At 62.5% G+C, this 19531-nt stretch carries 20 protein-coding genes; 4 read left to right on the forward strand and 16 right to left on the reverse strand.

The features are described from left to right. Window positions 1-13 precede the first annotated feature (13 nt). Window positions 14-583: a TlpA family protein disulfide reductase gene (locus LZ496_RS09135; protein WP_249904324.1), complete on the forward strand. Its 570-nt coding sequence runs from the start codon at window positions 14-16 to the stop codon at window positions 581-583. Here LZ496_RS09135 and LZ496_RS09140 read toward each other — a convergent pair. The 3 genes from LZ496_RS09140 to LZ496_RS09150 all read right to left on the reverse strand — a co-directional run bounded on the left by LZ496_RS09140 (window position 543) and on the right by LZ496_RS09150 (window position 3153). After that, window positions 543-1550, reverse strand: coding sequence for a DMT family transporter (locus tag LZ496_RS09140; RefSeq protein WP_249904325.1), 1008 nt, complete (start codon window positions 1548-1550; stop codon window positions 543-545). The genes LZ496_RS09135 and LZ496_RS09140 overlap by 41 nt on opposite strands. A gap of 92 nt (window positions 1551-1642) precedes the next feature. Then, window positions 1643-2464, reverse strand: a complete 822-nt coding sequence (dapD, locus tag LZ496_RS09145) for a 2,3,4,5-tetrahydropyridine-2,6-dicarboxylate N-succinyltransferase (protein WP_249904326.1) — start codon at window positions 2462-2464, stop codon at window positions 1643-1645. Then, window positions 2461-3153: a pyrimidine 5'-nucleotidase gene (locus LZ496_RS09150; RefSeq protein WP_249904327.1), complete on the reverse strand. Its 693-nt coding sequence runs from the start codon at window positions 3151-3153 to the stop codon at window positions 2461-2463. The genes dapD and LZ496_RS09150 overlap by 4 nt, the downstream gene beginning before the upstream one ends. Window positions 3154-3265: 112 nt before the next feature. On the opposite strand from LZ496_RS09150, the gene LZ496_RS09155 reads away from it, so the two are divergent. Continuing rightward, the gene (locus LZ496_RS09155; RefSeq protein ID WP_249904328.1) at window positions 3266-5554 is read left to right on the forward strand and encodes a S8 family peptidase; all 2289 of its coding nucleotides are present in this window, start codon (window positions 3266-3268) and stop codon (window positions 5552-5554) included. Between the two features lie 18 nt (window positions 5555-5572). Here LZ496_RS09155 and LZ496_RS09160 read toward each other — a convergent pair whose 3' ends face one another. From LZ496_RS09160 to LZ496_RS09200, 9 genes are all read right to left on the reverse strand, one after another. Then, on the reverse strand, window positions 5573-5932 hold the full coding sequence (locus tag LZ496_RS09160) for a HesB/IscA family protein (protein ID WP_249904329.1): 360 nt from the start codon (window positions 5930-5932) through the stop codon (window positions 5573-5575). Continuing rightward, window positions 5933-6403: an SUF system Fe-S cluster assembly protein gene (locus LZ496_RS09165; RefSeq protein WP_249904932.1), complete on the reverse strand. Its 471-nt coding sequence runs from the start codon at window positions 6401-6403 to the stop codon at window positions 5933-5935. It abuts the gene before it with no gap. 2 nt (window positions 6404-6405) lie between these two features. Then, window positions 6406-7620, reverse strand: a complete 1215-nt coding sequence (locus LZ496_RS09170) for an aminotransferase class V-fold PLP-dependent enzyme (RefSeq protein WP_249904330.1) — start codon at window positions 7618-7620, stop codon at window positions 6406-6408. Continuing rightward, on the reverse strand, window positions 7617-8357 hold the full coding sequence (locus LZ496_RS09175; protein WP_249904331.1) for a SufD family Fe-S cluster assembly protein: 741 nt from the start codon (window positions 8355-8357) through the stop codon (window positions 7617-7619). Before LZ496_RS09175 ends, LZ496_RS09170 begins: the two co-directional genes overlap by 4 nt. Next, window positions 8354-8842: a hypothetical protein gene (locus LZ496_RS09180; RefSeq protein WP_249904332.1), complete on the reverse strand. Its 489-nt coding sequence runs from the start codon at window positions 8840-8842 to the stop codon at window positions 8354-8356. The genes LZ496_RS09175 and LZ496_RS09180 overlap by 4 nt, the downstream gene beginning before the upstream one ends. Next, the gene (gene sufC / locus LZ496_RS09185; RefSeq protein ID WP_249904333.1) at window positions 8839-9582 is read right to left on the reverse strand and encodes a Fe-S cluster assembly ATPase SufC; all 744 of its coding nucleotides are present in this window, start codon (window positions 9580-9582) and stop codon (window positions 8839-8841) included. Before sufC ends, LZ496_RS09180 begins: the two co-directional genes overlap by 4 nt. After that, window positions 9583-11055: a Fe-S cluster assembly protein SufB gene (gene sufB / locus LZ496_RS09190; protein ID WP_249904334.1), complete on the reverse strand. Its 1473-nt coding sequence runs from the start codon at window positions 11053-11055 to the stop codon at window positions 9583-9585. Continuing rightward, on the reverse strand, window positions 11052-11453 hold the full coding sequence (locus LZ496_RS09195; protein WP_249904335.1) for an RrF2 family transcriptional regulator: 402 nt from the start codon (window positions 11451-11453) through the stop codon (window positions 11052-11054). Before LZ496_RS09195 ends, sufB begins: the two co-directional genes overlap by 4 nt. 123 nt (window positions 11454-11576) lie before the next feature. Continuing rightward, window positions 11577-13439: a DUF885 domain-containing protein gene (locus LZ496_RS09200; RefSeq protein WP_249904336.1), complete on the reverse strand. Its 1863-nt coding sequence runs from the start codon at window positions 13437-13439 to the stop codon at window positions 11577-11579. Between the two features lie 125 nt (window positions 13440-13564). Here LZ496_RS09200 and LZ496_RS09205 point away from each other — a divergent pair, with 125 nt between their 5' ends. Then, complete coding sequence (locus LZ496_RS09205; protein ID WP_249904337.1) at window positions 13565-14599, forward strand: quinone-dependent dihydroorotate dehydrogenase; 1035 nt, start codon at window positions 13565-13567, stop codon at window positions 14597-14599. On the opposite strand, the gene LZ496_RS09210 is transcribed toward LZ496_RS09205, so the two are convergent. Next, window positions 14596-16299, reverse strand: a complete 1704-nt coding sequence (locus LZ496_RS09210; protein WP_249904338.1) for a gamma-glutamyltransferase family protein — start codon at window positions 16297-16299, stop codon at window positions 14596-14598. The two genes, LZ496_RS09205 and LZ496_RS09210, sit on opposite strands and share 4 nt — an antisense overlap. 165 nt (window positions 16300-16464) lie before the next feature. Between LZ496_RS09210 and LZ496_RS09215 the strand changes: the two genes are divergently transcribed. Beyond that, on the forward strand, window positions 16465-18204 hold the full coding sequence (locus LZ496_RS09215) for an AMP-dependent synthetase/ligase (RefSeq protein WP_249904933.1): 1740 nt from the start codon (window positions 16465-16467) through the stop codon (window positions 18202-18204). A gap of 11 nt (window positions 18205-18215) precedes the next feature. Here the strand turns inward: LZ496_RS09215 and LZ496_RS09220 are convergent, their stop codons facing one another. Genes LZ496_RS09220 through LZ496_RS09230 form a run of 3 tightly spaced genes read right to left on the reverse strand, consistent with a single transcriptional unit; the run spans window position 18216 to window position 19499 of the window. Then, a complete protein-coding gene (locus LZ496_RS09220; protein ID WP_249904339.1) occupies window positions 18216-18635 on the reverse strand; it encodes a hypothetical protein in 420 nt (139 codons plus the stop codon). Window positions 18636-18648: 13 nt separating this feature from the next. Beyond that, window positions 18649-19065: a hypothetical protein gene (locus LZ496_RS09225; protein ID WP_249904340.1), complete on the reverse strand. Its 417-nt coding sequence runs from the start codon at window positions 19063-19065 to the stop codon at window positions 18649-18651. A 26-nt stretch (window positions 19066-19091) separates the two neighbouring features. Continuing rightward, window positions 19092-19499: a hypothetical protein gene (locus LZ496_RS09230; RefSeq protein ID WP_249904341.1), complete on the reverse strand. Its 408-nt coding sequence runs from the start codon at window positions 19497-19499 to the stop codon at window positions 19092-19094. Window positions 19500-19531 lie beyond the last annotated feature (32 nt).

The following is a 19531-nucleotide window of genomic DNA, read 5'->3' on the forward strand; positions in this document are numbered from 1 at the left end:
ATTGGAGTTGCCCGTGCGGCTGATCGTTCCTCTCCTCGTTTCGCTGGTGCTGCCTCTGGCTTCGGGATGCGATAGGCAAAAGGCGCCGGAGCCTCAAGCTTCGGCAGAGGCGGAGAGCGGAAAGGGCCTTGACCGAAGCCACAAGGGCGAAGCGGCGCCGGTGGTGAAATTCAAGGACCCGGACGGCGGCGAGTTCAACCTGGCGGACTTCAAGGGGAAGCCGGTGCTGGTCAATCTTTGGGCCAGCTGGTGCGCGCCTTGCATTAACGAGCTGCCGACCCTGCAGCAGCTGGAACAGGCCCATGCGAATGAGGGCAGGCTTGGGATCATCGCGGTCAGCCAGGATACGGCGCCGCAGGGCTCGGTGGAGGCGTTTCTGGGTGAGCGCGATATCGGCCGGTTCGCTGCCTACCATGACGAAAGGATGGAGCTGTCGTCGGCGCTCAACGTCCAGATTCTACCGACGACGATCCTCTACGACGCGCAAGGCAAGGAAGTCTGGCGCTATGTCGGCGACCTCGACTGGACCGGCGAGGAGGCGACTAAGCTGCTTGCCGAGCTGAACGGGGCCCCAACAACCTAAGTATCCGCCCGTCGATCGCGGCCAGCCCCAGCGCAATCAAGGCCAGCCCAATGAAGTCCTGCGGTGCAAGAACTTCGCCCAGGAACAGGCTTCCAAAGAAGATGGCGAACGGCGGTACCAGAAGGGTTACCAGCAGGGCGTTGGTCGCACCGGCCGTTTCGATCAGCCGGAAATAGAGTACATAACCGAAGGCGGTGCAGAGCAGAGCCAGAGCGACGATCGCTCCCCAGGCGGTGATGGGCGGCATCGGCTGCGTCCACGGCTGGTCGATGAGGAGCGCCAGCGGCAGCATCATCAATGCGCCTGACGTCAGCTGGCCGGTGGTCACCGACATCGGCGAAACGCCCATGCGGCGGAATCTGCGTGCCCAGACCGCCGCGAAGGCATAGCTCAGCGCTGCGGCGATGCAGGCAAGCTGAGCAAGTGCGTCGGTACCGACATTGGCAAGCAGCATCGGCCCGATCATCGTCGCGACGCCCGCGAAGCCGAGCAGCACGCCGGCGATCTTTCGCGGGGTCATCCGCTCGTCCTGCGTGAAGAAATGGGCGACGAGCACGCCCCAGATCGGCGTCGTCGCGTTGAGAATCGAGGCAAGGCCGCTCGCGATATGGGTCTGACCCCAGCCGAACAGGGTGAAGGGCAAGGCATTATTGAGGAGCGCCAGAAGCAGGATCGAACCCCACACTTCGCGCGGGAGATCAAGCTTCTGGCCCTTCAATTTCAGGAACAGGAACATGGCCGCCGCAGCGATTGTCAGCCGAAGCCAGACGTAGGTCAGCGGTTCGACATGCCGAACGGCGACCCCGATAAACATGAAGGCACCGCCCCAGATGACCGCCAGGAACAGCAGGATGCCCCATTCGCGCCCGATCATCTGCTGGTTGATCATCGGCGGGGAATAACCGGCCTCTTCACGGGTTGCGTCCTGCGCCTTGCGGTCAAAGCAATCTTCACTGAGCGTAGCCATGGGCAAACTCCTGTTGCCTTATGGCATGTAGGAAAAACTGCCTCTGCAGCCCAACCAAAGACGGACTATAGATAATAAGCCTGACTTATCGGTTAGTCGCGCAGTAGCTCGTTGATACTGGTCTTCGATCTTGTGCGTTCGTCGACTCGCTTCACGATCACCGCGCAGGCAAGCGACGGTCCGCCCTTGTCGCTCGGCAGCGATCCGGGAACGACCACCGAATAGGCCGGTACCCGGCCGTACATTACTTCGCCGCTGGCGCGATCCACGATCTTGGTCGAGGCGCCGAGGAACACGCCCATCGACAAGACGGCGCCTTCCTCAACGACAACGCCCTCGGCCACTTCCGAACGAGCGCCGATGAAGCAATTGTCCTCGATAATGACGGGACCGGCCTGGAGAGGCTCGAGCACGCCGCCGATCCCGGCGCCGCCCGAAATATGGACATTGCGGCCGATCTGGGCGCAGCTTCCGACCGTTGCCCATGTATCGACCATCGTTCCTTCGCCGACATAGGCGCCAAGGTTGACGAAGCTGGGCATCAGCACGGCGCCAGGCGCGATAAAGGCGCCGCGGCGAACGATTGCGCCCGGCACGGCTCTAAACGCCGCCTTGGCGAAGCTTTCAGGACCCCAGCCAAGGAATTTCGACGGCACCTTGTCCCACCACGGTGCCCCGCCGGGTCCACCGGCGATGGATTCCATCGGGTTCAAGCGGAAGCTGAGCAGCACCGCCTTCTTCAGCCATTGATTGACCTGCCATTGGCCGTCGACCTTCTCGGCCACGCGCTCTTCGCCGCTGTCCAGCCGGAGAATAGCAGCCTCGACGGCTTCCTTGAGCGACCGGTCCTGGGTGTCGATTGAGTCGCGATTGTCCCAGGCGGCCTCAATGGTCGTTTTGAGGTCGGTCGTCATTCAGTCTCTCCATTCTCATCCAGCATTTCTTCCAGCCATTCGCCGACATCGGCGATGGTCAGGTCGATGAAGTCGGGGCGGTGGCCGTGATTGCCGCGTTCCGAGCCATTGTCGACCCATACCGTCGTCATTCCCAGTTCCTTGGCCGGTTTCAAATTCTGGGCCATGTCCTCGATCATCGCCGCATTGGCAGGATCGATGCGGAAGCGGTCGAGCATCAGCTCATATCCGTGCCGGTCCGGCTTCGGCCTGAGCTCGGCTGCGTGAATGTCATGCAGTTCGGCGAAATGCTCGCCGACGCCAAGAGCTTCCAGAACGCGGCGGGCGTAGGGCTCGTCGGCGTTGGTATAGACCAACTTTCGACCGGGTAAGCGGGCTAGACCCAAGGCAAGCCGGTCGTCCCGCGCGATCCGGTCGAGCGGAATGGCGTGCACATCTTCGAGGAAATGATGGGGGTCGACATCATGTTCCCGCATCAGCCCGGCGAGGGTGGTGCCATGCTGGTGGAAATGGGCCTTCTGGATTCGCTTCGCTTCGACCGTGCCGCAACCCAAGAGCCGTTCGATATATCCGCCCATTCGCTCGTCGATCAGCTCGAACAGGCCCGTCGATGCCGGATAGAGGCAATTGTCCAGGTCGAAGATCCAGTCGGAAACATGTCCGAAGATGGAGGAGTAGCGCGGATTCATCAGGAGAGTGGCCCTAGACCGCCTGGCGCCTTCAGCAAAATGAAAGGTTTGCCTAAGCATAAGAAGATCGGGAAAAGTCGTTACGTTCCAGTGACTTGTCGGGGTTTGTGTAATGAGTAACCAGCTTCTCACGTCGACCGCGTGCGGCCTGATGTTGGCACTTTCAGCTTGCGGAGGAGGCGGTGGCGGAAGTGGCGCGCCCATCTCGACGCCGACGCCGCCCTCAAGCTTTACGCCGCCTCCTCCTCCTCCGCCGCCGCCTCCGCCGGTGACGACGACCAATTTCAACACGACCGAGTATCAGCGCTCCAATGGGGCGACCAGTTCGGGCGCGATCTCAGCGTGGCAATCCGGCGCAACCGGAAGCGGCGTCAAGCTTGCGATCGTCGATAGCGGCATCAATCCCTCGCTTCCCGAGTTCGTCGGGCGAATAGACCCGGCAAGCCGCGACGTCGCCAGCAATCGCCCATTGGGCGATGAGGACGGACACGGCACCGCAGTCGCGGCCACCGCTGCGGCTGCTCGCAACGACAGCCAGAATGTCGGCGTCGCCTTCGATGCCACGATCCTCTCGTTCCGAGCCGACTCGCCCGGCACTTGCAGTGGCGAAGATGGTTGCGATTTCTTCGACAACGCAATCGCCCAAGGTGTCGATGCGGCGCGGATAGCCGGCGCCAAGGTCATCAACCTGTCGCTCGGCGGATCATCGCCGGGGAGCATCCTGATGTCGGCGATGCAACGCGCGGTCAGTGCTGGCATCATTCTCGTCATTTCGGCGGGCAATGACGGGAATGACCCCCTGAAGGGAAAGAATGCGGATCCCTTCGCCCTCATTCCCGCGCAGACATTCCCTGGGCAGGTCATCATTGCTGGTTCTGTCGGGGTCGCCGACGGCACCGGCACCAACCTTAACCAGCTTTCCGACTTCTCGAACCAGGCTGGCCAGGGTCAGAACTGGTATCTGACCGCGCTTGGCTACCGGGTCCGGACGATCGATCAAACGGGCACCGGCTTCCTTTATTCCGGGACGAGCTTTTCGGCGCCGATCATCACCGGAGCTGTCGCGCTGATGGCCCAGGCGTTCCCGAACTTAACCGCGCGCCAGATCGTCGAGATATTGTTCAATACTGCGGATGATCTCGGCGCCGCGGGTGACGATGCCGTCTACGGCCAAGGCCGACTCAATATTGCTCGTGCATTCCAGCCGGTCGGAACCACCAGCCTGGCGGGTACGGCCGTTGAGGTGACCGATGAGAGCGTCACGGGTGGCTTACCCGAGGCGGCCGGCGACAGCGGCGGGCAGTCTTCGTTCGGCGCGGTAATCGTTGACGGCTACGATCGCGCCTTTGCGATGAACCTAGCCAAGGGCCTTCGAAACGCAGGAGCAAGGCGCCCGCTCGAGAATTCGCTGGCTTCCCATATGACCGGAGCCGCGCTGCAGGCCGGCCAATTGTCGGTTGCGATGAGCATTGCCCAGCGTCCCGGCTCGCCCGGTATTTTCGACATGATGAGCTTGGCTATCGGGCCAGAGGATGCCCGGCGCTCGCGGCTTGTCGCGGGTTCGGCGGTGGCTAGGCTCGACGCGAAGACCAAGGCCAGCTTTGGAATTGGACACGGCTCGAAACATCTCGAACGGCAGCTTACCAATGCCGAGGGTGGAGCATTCCTGGTCGCCCGTGACGTCAGCGGCGATCCCGGATTCCAGGCCCGTTCCGGAACCAGCATGGCAATGCGGCGCAACCTTGGCTTTGCCGGGGTCACAATCGCTTCTGAACAAGGCAAGGTCTGGCAAGACGTCAAGCTGGGGGTCGATGACGCACCCTATCGCTACACAAGCGTTACGCTTGATCGCCGCTTCGGTGACAATAGCTGGGGCTCGATCGGCCTCAGTCGGCTGGAAGAGAAGGAAACCTTGCTCGGTGGCCGGTTGGGTTCGCTCTACGGATCGGTCGGATCGTCCAGCCTGTTCCTGGACGCTGAGGCGCGGCAGAAGCTAGGGAGCGGCTGGACCGCAACAATCATGGGCCGTCGCGGCTGGACACAGTTCGACAGCGGTGAATTCACGACCGCTGCCTATTCGTTCGACCTCGCCAAATATGGAATGCTCCGCCGTGACGACCGGCTTGGGTTCAGGATCGCCCAGCCGCTTCGCGTCGAAAGCGGAGGCATCTCGATGCTGCTTCCGACGGGCTATGATTATAGCTCGGGCATTGCCACCAGCAGCACCCAGCGACTGGGCTTCGCGCCGTCGGGTCGGGAAATTGATGCGGAATTAAGCTATTCGACATCGCTCGGACGGGGCTGGCTAGGCGCAAACTTCTTTGCGCGCCGTCAACCTGGCCATGTTGCCGTCGCCGATCCGGATCTCGGCGCTGCGATACGATATAGTCTGGGCTTTTAGTGCCAGCGAGGGGCAGCGTCAGACGGTGAAGCTTTCTCCGCAGCCGCACGCGCCCTTCGCGTTCGGGTTGTCGAACACGAAGCCGGCGGCGAAATCGTCTTCCTTCCAGTCCATCCGGCTGCCGATCAGGTAGAGGATCGATGCGCCGTCGACGTAGAATGTGCCGCCCGGCGTCTCGATCTTCTCGTCGAACGCATTCTCCAGGCTCACATAGTCGACCGAATAGGCGAGGCCGGAGCAGCCCCGGCGCGGGGTCGAGAGCTTGACCCCCACGGCATCTTCAGGCGCCTTGCTCATTAGGTCGGCGATGCGGGCTTCCGCTGCCGGCGTCAGGGTAATCGCGGCGGGGCGCGCGCGGACTTTACGTTCCTGGTTCATCTACAGCATTCCCAGTTCGAGGCGTGCCTCGTCGCTCATCTTCGACGGGTCCCAAGGCGGATCCCAGACAAGCTTGACCTCGGCATCTCGGATGCCGGGGACCGACAGGACGCGAAGTTCCACCTCCGCGGGCATGGATTCGGCGACCGGACAGTGCGGCGTCGTCAGGGTCATGGTGACGACCGCGTCGCCGTCCTCGCTGATGGCGACGTCGTAGATCAGGCCGAGTTCGTAGATATCGACCGGAATTTCGGGATCGTAGATCGACTTCAACGCCTCGATCACCGCTTCCTGCAGCTCGCCGCCCGGTCCGCCCTTTTCGGCCTCTGGCTTCCTCTCGGCCAGGAAGCCGGCGAGATAGTCGCGCTTGCGCTCAAAGGTCTCGGCGGGCGTTTCGGCCGCGACGCGGGCGCGCGGCGGCGTTGCGACGCTGTCGACCTCTTCCATCTCGATCTTTTTCTCTTCGCCCATCGTCATCCGAAGATCCGCCTAACCTTGTCCAATCCCCGCACCAGTGCCTCGATATCGCCTGCATCGCTGTGCGCGGCGAAACTGGCGCGCGCCGTGGCCGGGACGCCGAGATAGTCCATCAAAGGCTGCGCACAATGGTGGCCGGCTCGAACCGCAACGCCCGTGTCGTCCAATATGGTGCCGATGTCGTGCGGGTGCACCCCGTCCAATGCGAAGCTGACGATCCCTGCGCTATCATCCGGTCCGAAAATGGTGATGCCCGGCACGTTGCGAAGCGCAGCCCGGCATTCGGTTACCAGCGCGCTCTCGTGGGCATGCAAGGCGTCCAGCCCGATGCCGTTCACCCAGTCGATTGCGGCCTTGAAGCCGATCGCGCCCACCACGTGCGGCGTACCTGCTTCAAACCGCGAGGGTGCGGGCAGGTAGGTTGTCCTCTCGAACGTCACGCGATCGATCATCGCGCCGCCGCCATGCCAAGGCGGCATCGAGTCGAGGATTTCCTTCCGCGCCCACAGAGCGCCGATTCCCGTTGGCCCATAGATCTTGTGTGCCGAGAAAACGTAGAAATCGGCACCGATCGCGGAGACATCGACCGGAAGTCGCGCGGCTGCCTGACAGCCGTCGAGGAGCAACTTCGCACCGACCTTGTGGGCAAGTTCTGCTGCGCGCTTCGCATCGAGGATGGAACCGAGCACGTTTGACACATGCGCGAATGCGACCAGCTTATGCTGTTCGGTCAGCATCGCTTCGGCTTCGTCGAGATCGATGCGGCCATGCGAATCAAGCGGGCAGACGTCGATGTGCGCGCCGACGCGTTCGGCAAGCAGCTGCCACGGCACGATGTTGGAATGATGCTCAAGCTGGCTGAGCAGGATGCGATCGCCCGCCTTCAAATTGGCCATGCCCCAGCTTTGCGCGACCAGGTTGATCGCTTCCGTGGCGCCGCGGGTGAAGACCACCTCATGTTCTTCGCCGCCGATCAGCGCAGCAGTTGCCGCGCGAGCCGCCTCGAAGCTGGCGGTCATCGCCGCGGAGCGTTCGTAAACGCCGCGGTGGACCGTCGCATAATCATGGCCATAGGCACGGGTGATCGCGTCGATCACCGCCTGCGGCTTCTGCGCGGTCGCGGCGCTGTCGAGATAATGCCAACCGGCCGGGATCGCCGGGAACTGGTCGCGTACGGCCAGTGCGGAATTGAGGTGAGCCTGCAGGTTCATGCCGCCACCTTCCTCAGTGCTTGGCGCGCCACTTCGGCAATGCCCTGGTCGTTGCCTTCGATCTCGTCCCACAGGCCCCCGACAAAGCCTTCCAGCAGCAAAGCGCGGGCCGTCGCCGGGTCCATTCCGCGAGCCGCGGCATAGAAGAGTTGGTTCTTGTCCAACTCGCCCACCGTCGCGCCGTGCGCGCATTTCACGTCGTCGGCGAAGATCTCCAGCTCCGGCTTGGCATTGGCGGTGGCACCGCGATCGAGCAGCATCGCTTTCACCGATTGCTCGGCGTCCGTCTGCTGGCCTTCGCGTGCCACTTCGATGCGGCCGAGGAAACTGCCTGTCGCCTTGTCGCCAAGCACGCTTCGGATCATCTGGTGCGACGTTGCGCCGGGCGCGACATGCCGCAGCGTGGTGACGATCTCCAGCGTGGAATCGCCGCCGCCGATGTTCGCGCCGTAGAAGGCAAAGTCGGCGCCTTCGTGCATCGTCACATCGAGTTCGAAGCGGCCGTAGCGTGCCGCATTGTTAAGCGCGAAAATGCGCGCGACCGCGCCTGCTTCCAGCACCATTTCAACGCGGCGCACGTCAACCTCTTCGCCGCTCGGGAGCCAGATTTGCTGCAGTTTTTGCTGCGCAGCAATTTCAACCCGCGCAGGGGAGTCAAGCGATGTCCATACCGACGCCAACGCGTCGATGTCGGCGTAGCGATAAGCCTCCAGCTTGCGGGTCGGGAGCGCCGTCATCCGCACCTCACCCGGATATAGCCGCCACCAGCTCCGTCGGTCAGGACGTCTCCCGCCGGATTGATCGAATAATGCGCTTCGGCCGGTGCGCCGGTCGCTTCGATCTTGCCGCTAAGCGCAAACTCGTTGGTCGCTGGCGTCGAGAAGCTTTCGCCCACGATCACGAAGTCAGGATGGCGCACCGTTCGGCCGGAAATCGTAAGCCGGCTATGATCCGCAAGATCCGCGCAACCAGCTTTGCTCTCTGCCCATGTACCACGGAACTTGGCCGGGATCGGTGCAGGTTCGGGAGCCGTCGGATGCGCGCCATCCACTTCCGCGAAGGGCGGCATGGCCGAATTGGCATTTGCTTCCTCGGGAGTATTTGAAGACGCCGATCCCGCTGCGCTTTCGTCGTGCGCATTCGCATTCTCTGCAGACGGAGCGTTGGGCGCATTGCAGGCCGCGATCAGGAACATGGGAAGGATGACGAGCTTGCGTGTCACGCTGCTGCCTCCGCATAACCTTCACGCTCCAGCTCGTGCGCAAGTTCCGGGCCACCCGAACGAACAATCTGCCCGCGCGAAAGTACGTGAACCCTGTCGGGCGTCACATAGTCGAGCAGCCGCTGGTAGTGGGTTATCAGCAGCACCGATTTTTTCGGATCGCGCATGATCGAATTGATGCCGTGGCCAACCGCTTTCAGCGCATCGATGTCGAGGCCGCTGTCGGTCTCGTCGAGGATCGCGACCTTCGGATCCATGATGCCAAGCTGGACCATCTCCGCGCGCTTCTTCTCGCCGCCGGAAAATCCGACATTGACGGGGCGCTTCAGCATCTCCGCATCCATTCCGAGAAGCGCTGCCTTGTCTTTCGACAGGCGGATGAATTCACCGCCAGTGAGGTCCTTTTCGCCCTTGGAGCGGCGCTGCGAGTTCAATGCTTCGCGCAGGAACTGGAGATAGGAAACGCCGGGAATTTCGACCGGATATTGGAAGCCAAGAAACATTCCCGCCGCCGCACGCTCATGCGGTTCCAGCGCGAACAGATCCTGGCCGTCAAAGGTCACCGATCCTTCGGTCACTTCGTAACCGGGACGGCCGCCAAGCACATAGGCCAGCGTCGACTTGCCGGCGCCGTTGGGACCCATGATCGCATGGATCTCGCCGGTCGGGATGGTCAAGGTCAGGCCGTTCAAGATTGGCTTCCCGGCGACAGTCGCGTGGAGGTTTTCGATCTTCAGCACTTAACCGACACTTCCTTCCAAACTGATCCCGAGCAGCTTCTGCGCCTCGACCGCGAATTCCATCGGCAACTGCTTCAGCACCTCGCGGGCGAAGCCGTTGACGATCAGCGCCACGGCAGCTTCCGTGTCGAGCCCGCGCGCCATGGCGTAGAACAGCTGGTCTTCGCTGATCTTCGACGTGGTCGCTTCATGCTCGATGGTCGCGGTCGGGTTCCTGACCTCAATGTATGGCACGGTGTGGGCCCCGCAATCGCTGCCCAAAAGCAATGAGTCGCACTGGGTGAAGTTGCGGACATTCTCCGCGCCCGGAAGCACGCGCACCAGGCCGCGATAGGTGTTGTTCGACTTGCCGGCGCTGATGCCCTTGGAAACGATCGTCGACCGCGTGCCCGCGCCGATGTGGATCATCTTGGTGCCGGTATCGGCCTGCTGGTAATTGTTGGTCAGCGCGACCGAATAAAATTCGCCGACGCTGTCCTCGCCCTTCAGGATGCAGCTCGGATATTTCCAGGTGATCGCGCTGCCGGTCTCTACCTGGGTCCAGCTGACCTTCGACCGGGCGCCACTGCACAGCGCACGCTTGGTCACGAAGTTGAAGATGCCGCCCTTGCCTTCGGCGTCGCCCGGATACCAGTTCTGGACGGTGGAGTATTTCACCTCCGCATCTTCATGCGCGAAGATCTCGACCACCGCGGCGTGCAGCTGGTTCTCGTCGCGCATCGGCGCGGTGCAGCCTTCCAGGTAGCTCACATAAGCGCCCTTGTCGGCGACGATCAGGGTCCGCTCGAACTGCCCGGTATTCTCGGCATTGATGCGGAAATAAGTGCTGAGCTCCATCGGGCAGCGCACGCCTTCGGGCACATAGACGAAGGTGCCGTCGGAAAAGACCGCGCTGTTCAAACAAGCGAAGTAGTTATCGCGCTGCGGCACCACGCTGCCGAGATACTTCTTCACCAGGTCGGGATACTCCCGGATCGCCTCGCTGATCGACAGGAAGATGACCCCCGCCGCCTTCAGCTCTTCGCGGAAAGTGGTGGCGACGCTGACGCTATCGAACACCGCATCGACGGCCACCTTGCGCGCGCCCTCGACCCCGGCGAGCACCTTTTGTTCCTCGATCGGAATGCCGAGCTTTTCATAGGTCCGGCGGATTTCCGGATCGAGCTCATCCAGTGAGGCAAGCTTAGGCTTCGCTTTTGGGGCAGCGTAATAATAGGCGTCCTGGTAGTCGATCTCGGGAATAGTGAGCTTGGCCCAGTCTACCTCTTCCATCTCAAGCCATGCGCGATAGGCCTTCAGTCGCCATTCCAGCATCCACTCCGGCTCGCACTTCTTGCCCGAGATGAAGCGGACGGTGTCCTCGTTGAGGCCCTTGGGCGCGAACTCCTGCTCGACGTCCGAGACGAAGCCCCACTCATAATCCTTGGCGAGCGCCTCGCGCGCTTCGCGGTTGGTGACGGCTTCGTCGGTCATCGTGCCAATTCCTGAAGCGAAACGGCGCTAAGCGACGTGCGGATCGCATCGCCGACGACACTCATGTGCGGCTTCACCCGGCAATGCTGGTCAAGCGCGCACTCGTGATTCACGCCATCGGCACACATCGTCAACACGATCGGGCCTTCGACAGCCTCGACGATATCGGCCAGGCTGATCTCGCAAACCGGGCGGGCCAACGCATAGCCTCCGCCAGAGCCCCGCTGACCAACCAGCAGTCCGTGTGCCGCCAGCTTCTGCATAAGCTTCTGCGCCGTCGGCAGCGGAACACCGGTCTCGTCGGCGAGCTCTGTCGCTGAAAGGCGCGCAGACGGCTCGCGGCGCGCAGCCGCGGTCATCATCACGACTGCATAGTCGGCAAGATGAGTGAGTCGCATGGTCTAATCGGAGCTTTCCAGTCCGATTTAGGCGATTCAGTAGCAATTTACAACGTCATTGCGAGCGCAGCGAAGCAATCCAGGCTGGATTGCTTCGTCGCTATCGCTCCTCGCAATGACGAACTACGAGGCCTTCACCTTCGCGATCCACTCGTTGACCCGCGTTTCCAGCATGCCGAGCGGCATCGATCCCGCCAGCAGGATGGTGTCGTGGAAGCCGCGATCGTCATATTTGGCGCCGAGCTCCGCTTTGGCCTTGGCGCGAAGCTCTTCGATCTTCAGCTTGCCGACCATGTAGGCCGTCGCCTGTCCCGGATAGACGACATAGCGCTCGATCGCCTTGACGATGCCGCCCTTTGCGTCGGCCGAATTGTCCTCGACATATTTGATCGCCTGCTCGCGGCTCCAGCGCTTGTGGTGGATACCGCTGTCGACGACGAGGCGGATCGCGCGGTGCAGTTCGAGCTGGAGGCGACCGAAATCGCGATAGGGGTCCTGGTAGAGACCCATCTCCTTGCACAGCTTTTCGGCATAGAGGCCCCAACCCTCGTCCGTGGCGTTATAGCCGCTGAACTGGCGGAACGGAGGAACCGAGCCCTTGGGCAGTTCGGACAGGAGGGCACCCTGCAAATGGTGCCCCGGAATGCCTTCGTGGCAGAACAATACTTCAGCCTCGATCGAGGGCATGTCCGCCATATTGTAGAGGTTGACGTAATAGATGCCGGGGCGCGAGCCGTCGGGGGGCGGGTCGTTGTAGAATGCCTTGCCGGCGGATTTCTCACGGAACGGTTCGACCGGCTTGATCAGCAATTCGGTCTTCGGCAGCTTGCCGAAGAAGCGCGGCAACTGCGCCTGGACCTGGGCCTGCGTCTTCTTCGATTCATCGAGATACGCCTGCCTCCCGGCCGGCGTGTTGGGGTAGTAGAATTGCTTGCCGCCCCGAATGTGCGCGAAAAATTGCTGCAGCGTTCCCTTGAAGCCGACCTTCTCCTTGATGCCTTCCATTTCGCCGTGGATGCGCGCAACCTGGGCCAGGCCAAGCTCGTGCACCTGGTCCGGCGTCAGGTCGGTCGTCGTGTAGTAGCGGAGCAGCGCCTGATACATGGCGGCGCCATTGGAGAAGCGCCAAATACCGTCGTCGGTACCGGCGCGCCTTTCCTGATCCTTCAGCGTGGCAATCACCCTCTGATAGGCCGGCCCCACTGATTGGATCAGAGCATCATGGGCCTCGGCGGTCAGCGCGGTCTTGGTCTCGGCGGGAATGTTGAGCTTGCCGACCTTGGTCTTGAAATCGGCATAGACATCATTGTCCGGCCCCGTGTCGAACGGCGCGCCCTTGATCAGGTTCTGAGACTGCTCGATGACCTGCGGGAAGACCCACTTGGGCGGCAAATTGCCGAGCTTTTCCCGCTCTTTCGATTCCGCGATCGCCTGGTCGAGATAGGTTGCCGTCGCGCGGATACGGCTGATGTAGTCGCGGGCGTCCTGCTCCGTATCGACCTTGTGGATGTTGATCAGGAATGCCGGGATATCGGCCTGTGCCCCGTTCATCTGGTCGAAGACATAAAGGTAGCGGCGATAAGGGAAGACGCTGTCCGAACGCTGGTTGCGATAGTTCAGCAGGTCGTAGCTCAGCTGATCTTCCGCCGAGAGACTCGCCCGATCGAACCGGCCAGCCATTTCCGCGACCGCGCGCTGGTCGAGGTCGTGACCGGCGATTGCGGCAGCGTCGCTGAAATCGTTGAGCTTGCCGTAATCTCCGTCCTTGATCCCGCGATAGCTTTTGCTCATCGGCGACAGAGCTAATTCAGCCTGGTCATACTCCTCGAAGAAGGTCTTGAGGGCCGCAGCTTGATCAACGGGCGGCGTCACGACCGGCGCAGCTGCGGCCTCCGTAGCCGCGGGTGGGGCCAGCATCGGATCGGGCTGGGTCGTGGTGCATGCGGCAAGTAACGCCGTCGAGGCGAGCAGAGCTATTCGGTTCACGGGCGACACCCTCAATGATGATTATGGCCATGCCGGGTCCCCTCCCGGCTTCTGCCTTTTTCCTTGAAGAAATGAGGGCTCCGGCTCAAGGCCGCCATGGAAATATTCGACAAACGACGGACGTGATGGCCCTTTACAAGCTGCTTCGACCCCTTGCTTTCGCGCTGGACGCGGAAACCGCGCACCGCGCCACCATCGCTGCGCTTTCGGTGTCTCTGCCGTTGCCGCTGCCGCGCTTCCCTGCAGAACTGGAACAACAGGTTGCGGGCCTCAGCTTTCCTTCGCCGGTCGGATTGGCCGCGGGCTTCGACAAAGATGCCGAAGCGCCCGATGCGATCCTCGGCCTTGGTTTCGGCTTTGTCGAAGTCGGAACGATCACGCCGAAGCCGCAGGCCGGCAATCCTAAGCCCCGCCTGTTCCGTCTCAAGGAAGACCATGGGGTCATCAACCGGATGGGCTTCAACAATGGGGGGCAGGCGGCGGCACTTGAACGGCTGTCCAAACGGGAGCGGCGCGGGATCGTCGGCGTCAACATCGGGGCCAACAAGGACAGCGCCGACCGCATCGCCGACTATGTCGCGGGCGTGAAAGCGATGAGCCCGGTTGCCGATTATCTCACCGTCAACATCAGTTCGCCCAACACGCCGGGCCTACGCAACCTGCAGGCGGGCGGAGAATTGGTCGAACTTCTGGCGGCAGTCCGTGACGCGCGCCAGCCCGGCCTGCCTGTCTGCCTGAAAGTGGCTCCGGACCTTGAGAGCGGCGATCACGATCGGATCGTTCGTGCTGCAATCGATAGCGGAATCGACGCGCTGATTGTTTCCAACACCACCATCTCGCGCCCGCCGCTGAAGTCGCGGCATGCCGGGGAAGCGGGCGGACTATCCGGCCGGCCCTTGAAGTCGCTGGCGCTCGATCAGATCCGCCGATTTCGAGCTTCGTCGGGCGGCGGGATTCCATTGATCGCGGCGGGCGGGATCGAAGACGCCAGCGATGCCTGGGATCGCATCACCGCCGGCGCTAGCCTAGTCCAGCTCTATTCGGCGATGGTCTATGAAGGGCCCGGGATTGCGCGGCGCATCGCCGAGGGACTGAGGGCGCGACTTGGCCTCGCCCAGATGGCGCACATTTCCGAAGCAGTTGGAAGCGACGCCGGCTAGCGGGCGAGCAGAAGGACCGCCCCCTCGCGTCGCGGATCGAAACCGCCGTCGACCTGGCCGTCGCGGATCAGAACGCCATGGACTCCGCTATCCTCTCCCTGGCCGGGACGGAGTTCGATCCCCTTGGCGCGTAGAGCCGAAAGCATCTCCGGCGAGAATTTCGTCACCTCTCCATTGAACCGGGCCCCTCGCGCGACGAGGTTCGGCTGGGCCAATGCCTCCTGCATCGGAAGCTTCCAGTCGATCGCCGCGACCAGCGATTTGCCGACATAGGCGAGGATGGCGTTGCCACCGGCGGACCCGATGGCGCCGGCGAAGCGGCGATCAGGGGTCAGCAGGATCAGTGGTGTCATCGACGATCGGGGCCGCTTTCCCGGCGCGACGGCATTGGCCATCGGCCGGCCTGCCTCGTCGATCGGTGCGAACGAGAAGTCGGTCATCTGATTGTTGAGGAAAAAGCCGTCGACCATTCGTCCGGTGCCGAAGATGGATTCAACGGTGGTCGTCATCGAAACCACGTTTCCTGCCGCGTCGCGGACGATGAAGTGGGACGTCCCGGCAACCTCGTGCGTGCGATCCGCGGCGACTTGAAGCGCTCCGGCGGGCTGACCGGCCGCGGGCGCGGGTCCGGCAACCGGGCCGATCAGGCGAGCCCGGGCATCGACATAGGCCGGGTCGAGGAGCCCCTCGACGGGAATCTTCACGAACGCAGGATCCGCGACGTAGCGGTCGCGATCGGCGTACATCAGGCGGCTCGCCTCGGCGAACAGATACCAGGCTTGCGGATCGGTTGGTCCGCGTGATGCGATGTCGGTCCGCTCAAGCAGCATCATGAGCTGGAGCATGCCGACGCCGCTCGACGGCGGTGGCGGTACGCAAGCGATGTAAACGCGCACGGGCCGGCACAACGCCTCTCGTTTGACCGGCTCGTAATTGGCGAGATCGGCCATGGTCATCGACCCGCCGAGTGGTGCGGCCCGGGTCCGCGCCACGATCCGTGCCGCCGTTTCACCAGCATACATGGCTGCCGGACCCTGCGCGGCCAATCGGCGCAGGAAGGCTGCGTAGGCCGGATTCATGAGGAGGTCGCCAGCCGTCATCCGGCTACCGTCGGCCTTCCGGAAATAAGCGACGACGTCTGGCGCGCCATTCTCGGCGTAGTCGCCGGCGAGCAGCTTCCCCAAACGTGGGCTGACGACGAACCCTTCGGCGGCCGTTCGCTCGGCAGAGCCGAACAAGGATCGCCATTCCAACTTGCCATGCTCGTGATGAGCCAAGCCAAGCATTGCAACGGCCCCGGGCACTCCGGTTGCCCGGCCGCTGAGCACGGCCTGGTCCCACGGCAGTGGCTGACCGGCGGGATCAAGGAACATGCCGGCGGTTGCCTGGGCAGGTGCGACCTCGCGACCGTCGTAGATGGTCAGCTTCCGGGTCGAGGCGTCATAATAGTTCATGAAAGCGCCGCCGCCGAGGCCGGAACTCTGCGGTTCGACCAGCGACAGCATGGCCTGCACCGCAATCGCCGCGTCGACCGCGCTTCCCCCGCGCTCCAGCACCTCCATGCCGGCCCTCGCTGCGAGCGGATTGGCGGCAATGACGAAACCTTGTTCTTTTGGCGCGGGCGGAGTCGATGCCAAAACAGAGGCACAGGATCCAGTGAGCAGGATCAGCGGAAGCAGGAACAGTCGGGCTAGGCTCATGCGCCGGGGCTTAGGCGAGTGAATCCGCCTCTGTCCATCGCGGCAAGCTGGCGCATGCCGCTCAATCGGCTAAACAGCGTCCCAACGCGCCCGGACGAGGCGCACCAAGGGAGGATTGCGCGCGTGGCCCGGACGCAGCTTGAGCATTTTCCGAACCTCATCACCATGTTCCTGACGCGTGTGCGCGAACATGGGGACAAGCCGTTCCTGTGGAGCAAGCACGACGGCGCATGGCGGTCGATCAGCTATGCCGAAGCAGCGCGGCAGGTAGCCGCGTTGGCGGGCAGTCTGAAGCGGCTCGGCCTGAAGCCCGGAGACCGGGTGATGCTGGTCAGCGAGAACCGGCCGGAATGGCTGATCGCGGACCTCGGCATCATGGCCGCGGGTTGCGTAACGGTTCCGACTTACACGACGAACACCACTCGCGATCACCAGCATATCCTGGCGAACTCCGGGGCCAGCGCGGTGATCGTGTCCACCCAGAAGCTGGCCAGGACGCTCGTCCCGGCGGTGTTGTTCGCGTCCGACTGCCACCACATTATTTCGATCGACGACATCATCACTGGCCAGTCGCCTGACGTTGCCCAGTTCCATCATTGGGCAGACCTCATCTCCGGACCGTCGGACGTCGGCGAGCTCGAGGCTCGCATGGCAAATGTGAAGCGCGACGACCTTGCCTGCCTCATCTACACCAGCGGTACCGGCGGCGCCCCGCGCGGGGTGATGCAGCACCACGGCATGATCCTCCACAATGTCGAAGGCTGCATCGACATCATCGCCACCGACTTCGGCTGGGACGATGAAGTGTTCCTGTCCTTCCTGCCGGCCAGCCACGCCTACGAACATACTGGCGGGCAGCACTTCCCCGTCGCTCTCGGCGGCGAGATTTACTACGCGGAGAGCCTCGAAAAGCTGGCCGCCAACATCGAAGAGGTGAGGCCGACGATCATGGTCGTCGTTCCGCGTCTGTTCGAAATGCTTCGCGCCAAGATCATGAAACAGGTTGAAAAGGATGGCGGTCTTCCGGCTTATCTCATGAGCCGCGCACTTTCGATCGAGACCAAAAGGTTCGCCAACAAATCCGTACCGTGGGACCTGCCCATGGACGGGCTGCTTTCCGTGACACTGCGGAAAAAGGTTCGGCGCAAGTTCGGCGGCCGGATGAAAGCGATGGTATCCGGCGGCGCCCCGCTCAATCCCGATGTCGGCCTTTTCTTTCAGGCGATGGGCCTTCCAATGCTCCAGGGCTATGGCCAGACGGAAGCCGGTCCAGTCATCAGCTGCAACCGGCCGAGGGCCGGCATTCGGGCCGAAACCGTCGGTCCGCCGATGTTGAACACCGAAGTCCGGATTGCCGACGACGGCGAGATCATGGTTCGCGGCGAACTTGTGATGAAGGGCTATTGGCATAACCCCGATGAAAGCGCGCGGGTCCTGCTGCGGGCCGACGACGGAAAGGGCGACTGGCTGGCGACCGGCGATGTCGGCCACCTCGACGGCAATGGCCGGATCGTCATCACCGACCGGAAGAAGGACCTGATCGTCAACGACAAGGGCGATAATGTTTCGCCCCAGCGCGTCGAGGGAATGCTGACCCTGCAGCCTGAGATATTGCAGGCCATGGTCTATGGCGACCGCCGCCCCCACCTGGTCGCGCTGCTGGTCCCGGATCCGGAAGAATTAAAGGCGCTGAAGGACGATCCCGAGGCAATGCAGAGGGCCCTGTCCAAGGCCGTCGACCGCGTCAATGCGGACCTCAGCGTCATCGAGAAAATCCGCCGCTTCATCATCGCGGACGAAGCCTTCTCGGTCGAAAATGAGATGCTGACGCCCTCCATGAAGATCCGCCGCCATGTCATCGGCGCCAATTACGGCGAGCGACTGGACGGGCTGTTCAAGAAGTAGCGTAAGGCCCCTTACGCCTTTGGCTTCGCATAGGGCGTGAACGGTCCGAACACGCATGCCCCAAGTGCTATCCGCGAAGTCGGGCTGACGGTCTGGGCGAGATCATTTTCGCAGAGCCGCGCAGGGCCGACCTGGTTTGTGACCAGGATGTCGCCGCGACCCAGGCCGGGACAGCCGCCCCTGGGATTCTGAACATAGATGGTTTGGCCCTGGTCGTAGAGGATGGTCCAATCGTCGATCGTATGAACAGTCGTGGTCCGAAAGGAATCGATACAGCGTTGTGGCGGCCCGGCGACACGGCCGGCCAATGCTTCCGCCAATTCCGCTTCCGCCTTGGCGCTGCGAGCTTGCCCGGCCGGCGCTGTCGAGCAAGACGCCAAGAGCGCGGACGCACCGATCATGAACGAGAGCGATTTATAGGGTCCTGACATCACGGCGCCGCGATCAACTGGCCTTGGTGTAAGGCACGAAATCGCTGAACACGCAGGCACCGCCACCGATCTTGGAAACCGGGTCGAACAAATGCTGTATGTCGCCGCTGCACAGCTGGTTGGACGGCATCGGCCTGGATACCAGCACGTTCCGGTGGTTGGCGATGCCGGGACAGCCGCCACGAGGGTTCTGAACGTAGACGGTGCCGCCGTCTTTAAACAGGATCGTCCAGTCGTCGATGATGTCCATATCATCGGCGCGATAGGTAGGAATGCATTTGATCGGCGCTCCGGCGACCCGACCGGCCAGTGCCTTGGTAAGCTGCGCCTCCGCTTCGGCGCTTCGCTCCGGCTGTGGCGCAGTGGTCGAACAAGCGGCCAATAGAATCGCCACCGAAAAGCTTGAGATCAGCATTGACCCCGAGTGCATGAAGCTTCTCCTTTACGCCCCGCCACTCACCCTGTTTTTCGATAGGGTACGAATTCGCTGTAGACGCAGGCGCCGGCGCCGAAGCCAGTGCGGACATCGACGATATTATTGATATCGCCCGAACAGAGGCGGGTGGTGCCATAGGCAGGGCGGATCAGGGACATTCCGGTGGTCAGGCCGTAGCAACCGCCACGCGGCTGCTGGACGTAAACGATGCCACCATCGCGGAACAGGATCGTCCCGTCATCGATGATCTGCATTTTCGAACGTTCGTTGATGCAGTTGACCGGATGTCCAGCGGTCCGGCCGGCAAGAGCCTTGGCAAGCTTCTGGGTCGTTTCCGGATTGGTGCTTTGCTGGGCCAATACGGATGCTGTCCCCGCGAGGACGATAGCTGCGCTGACGGCGGTCAACATTGAGGTGCGGAGGTTCATCGCGACTCTCCTTGGTCGATCTCGGGCATTGT

The sequence above is a fragment of the Sphingomonas caseinilytica genome (assembly GCF_023516455.1).
Classification (GTDB): Bacteria; Pseudomonadota; Alphaproteobacteria; order Sphingomonadales; family Sphingomonadaceae; genus Sphingomicrobium; species Sphingomicrobium caseinilyticum.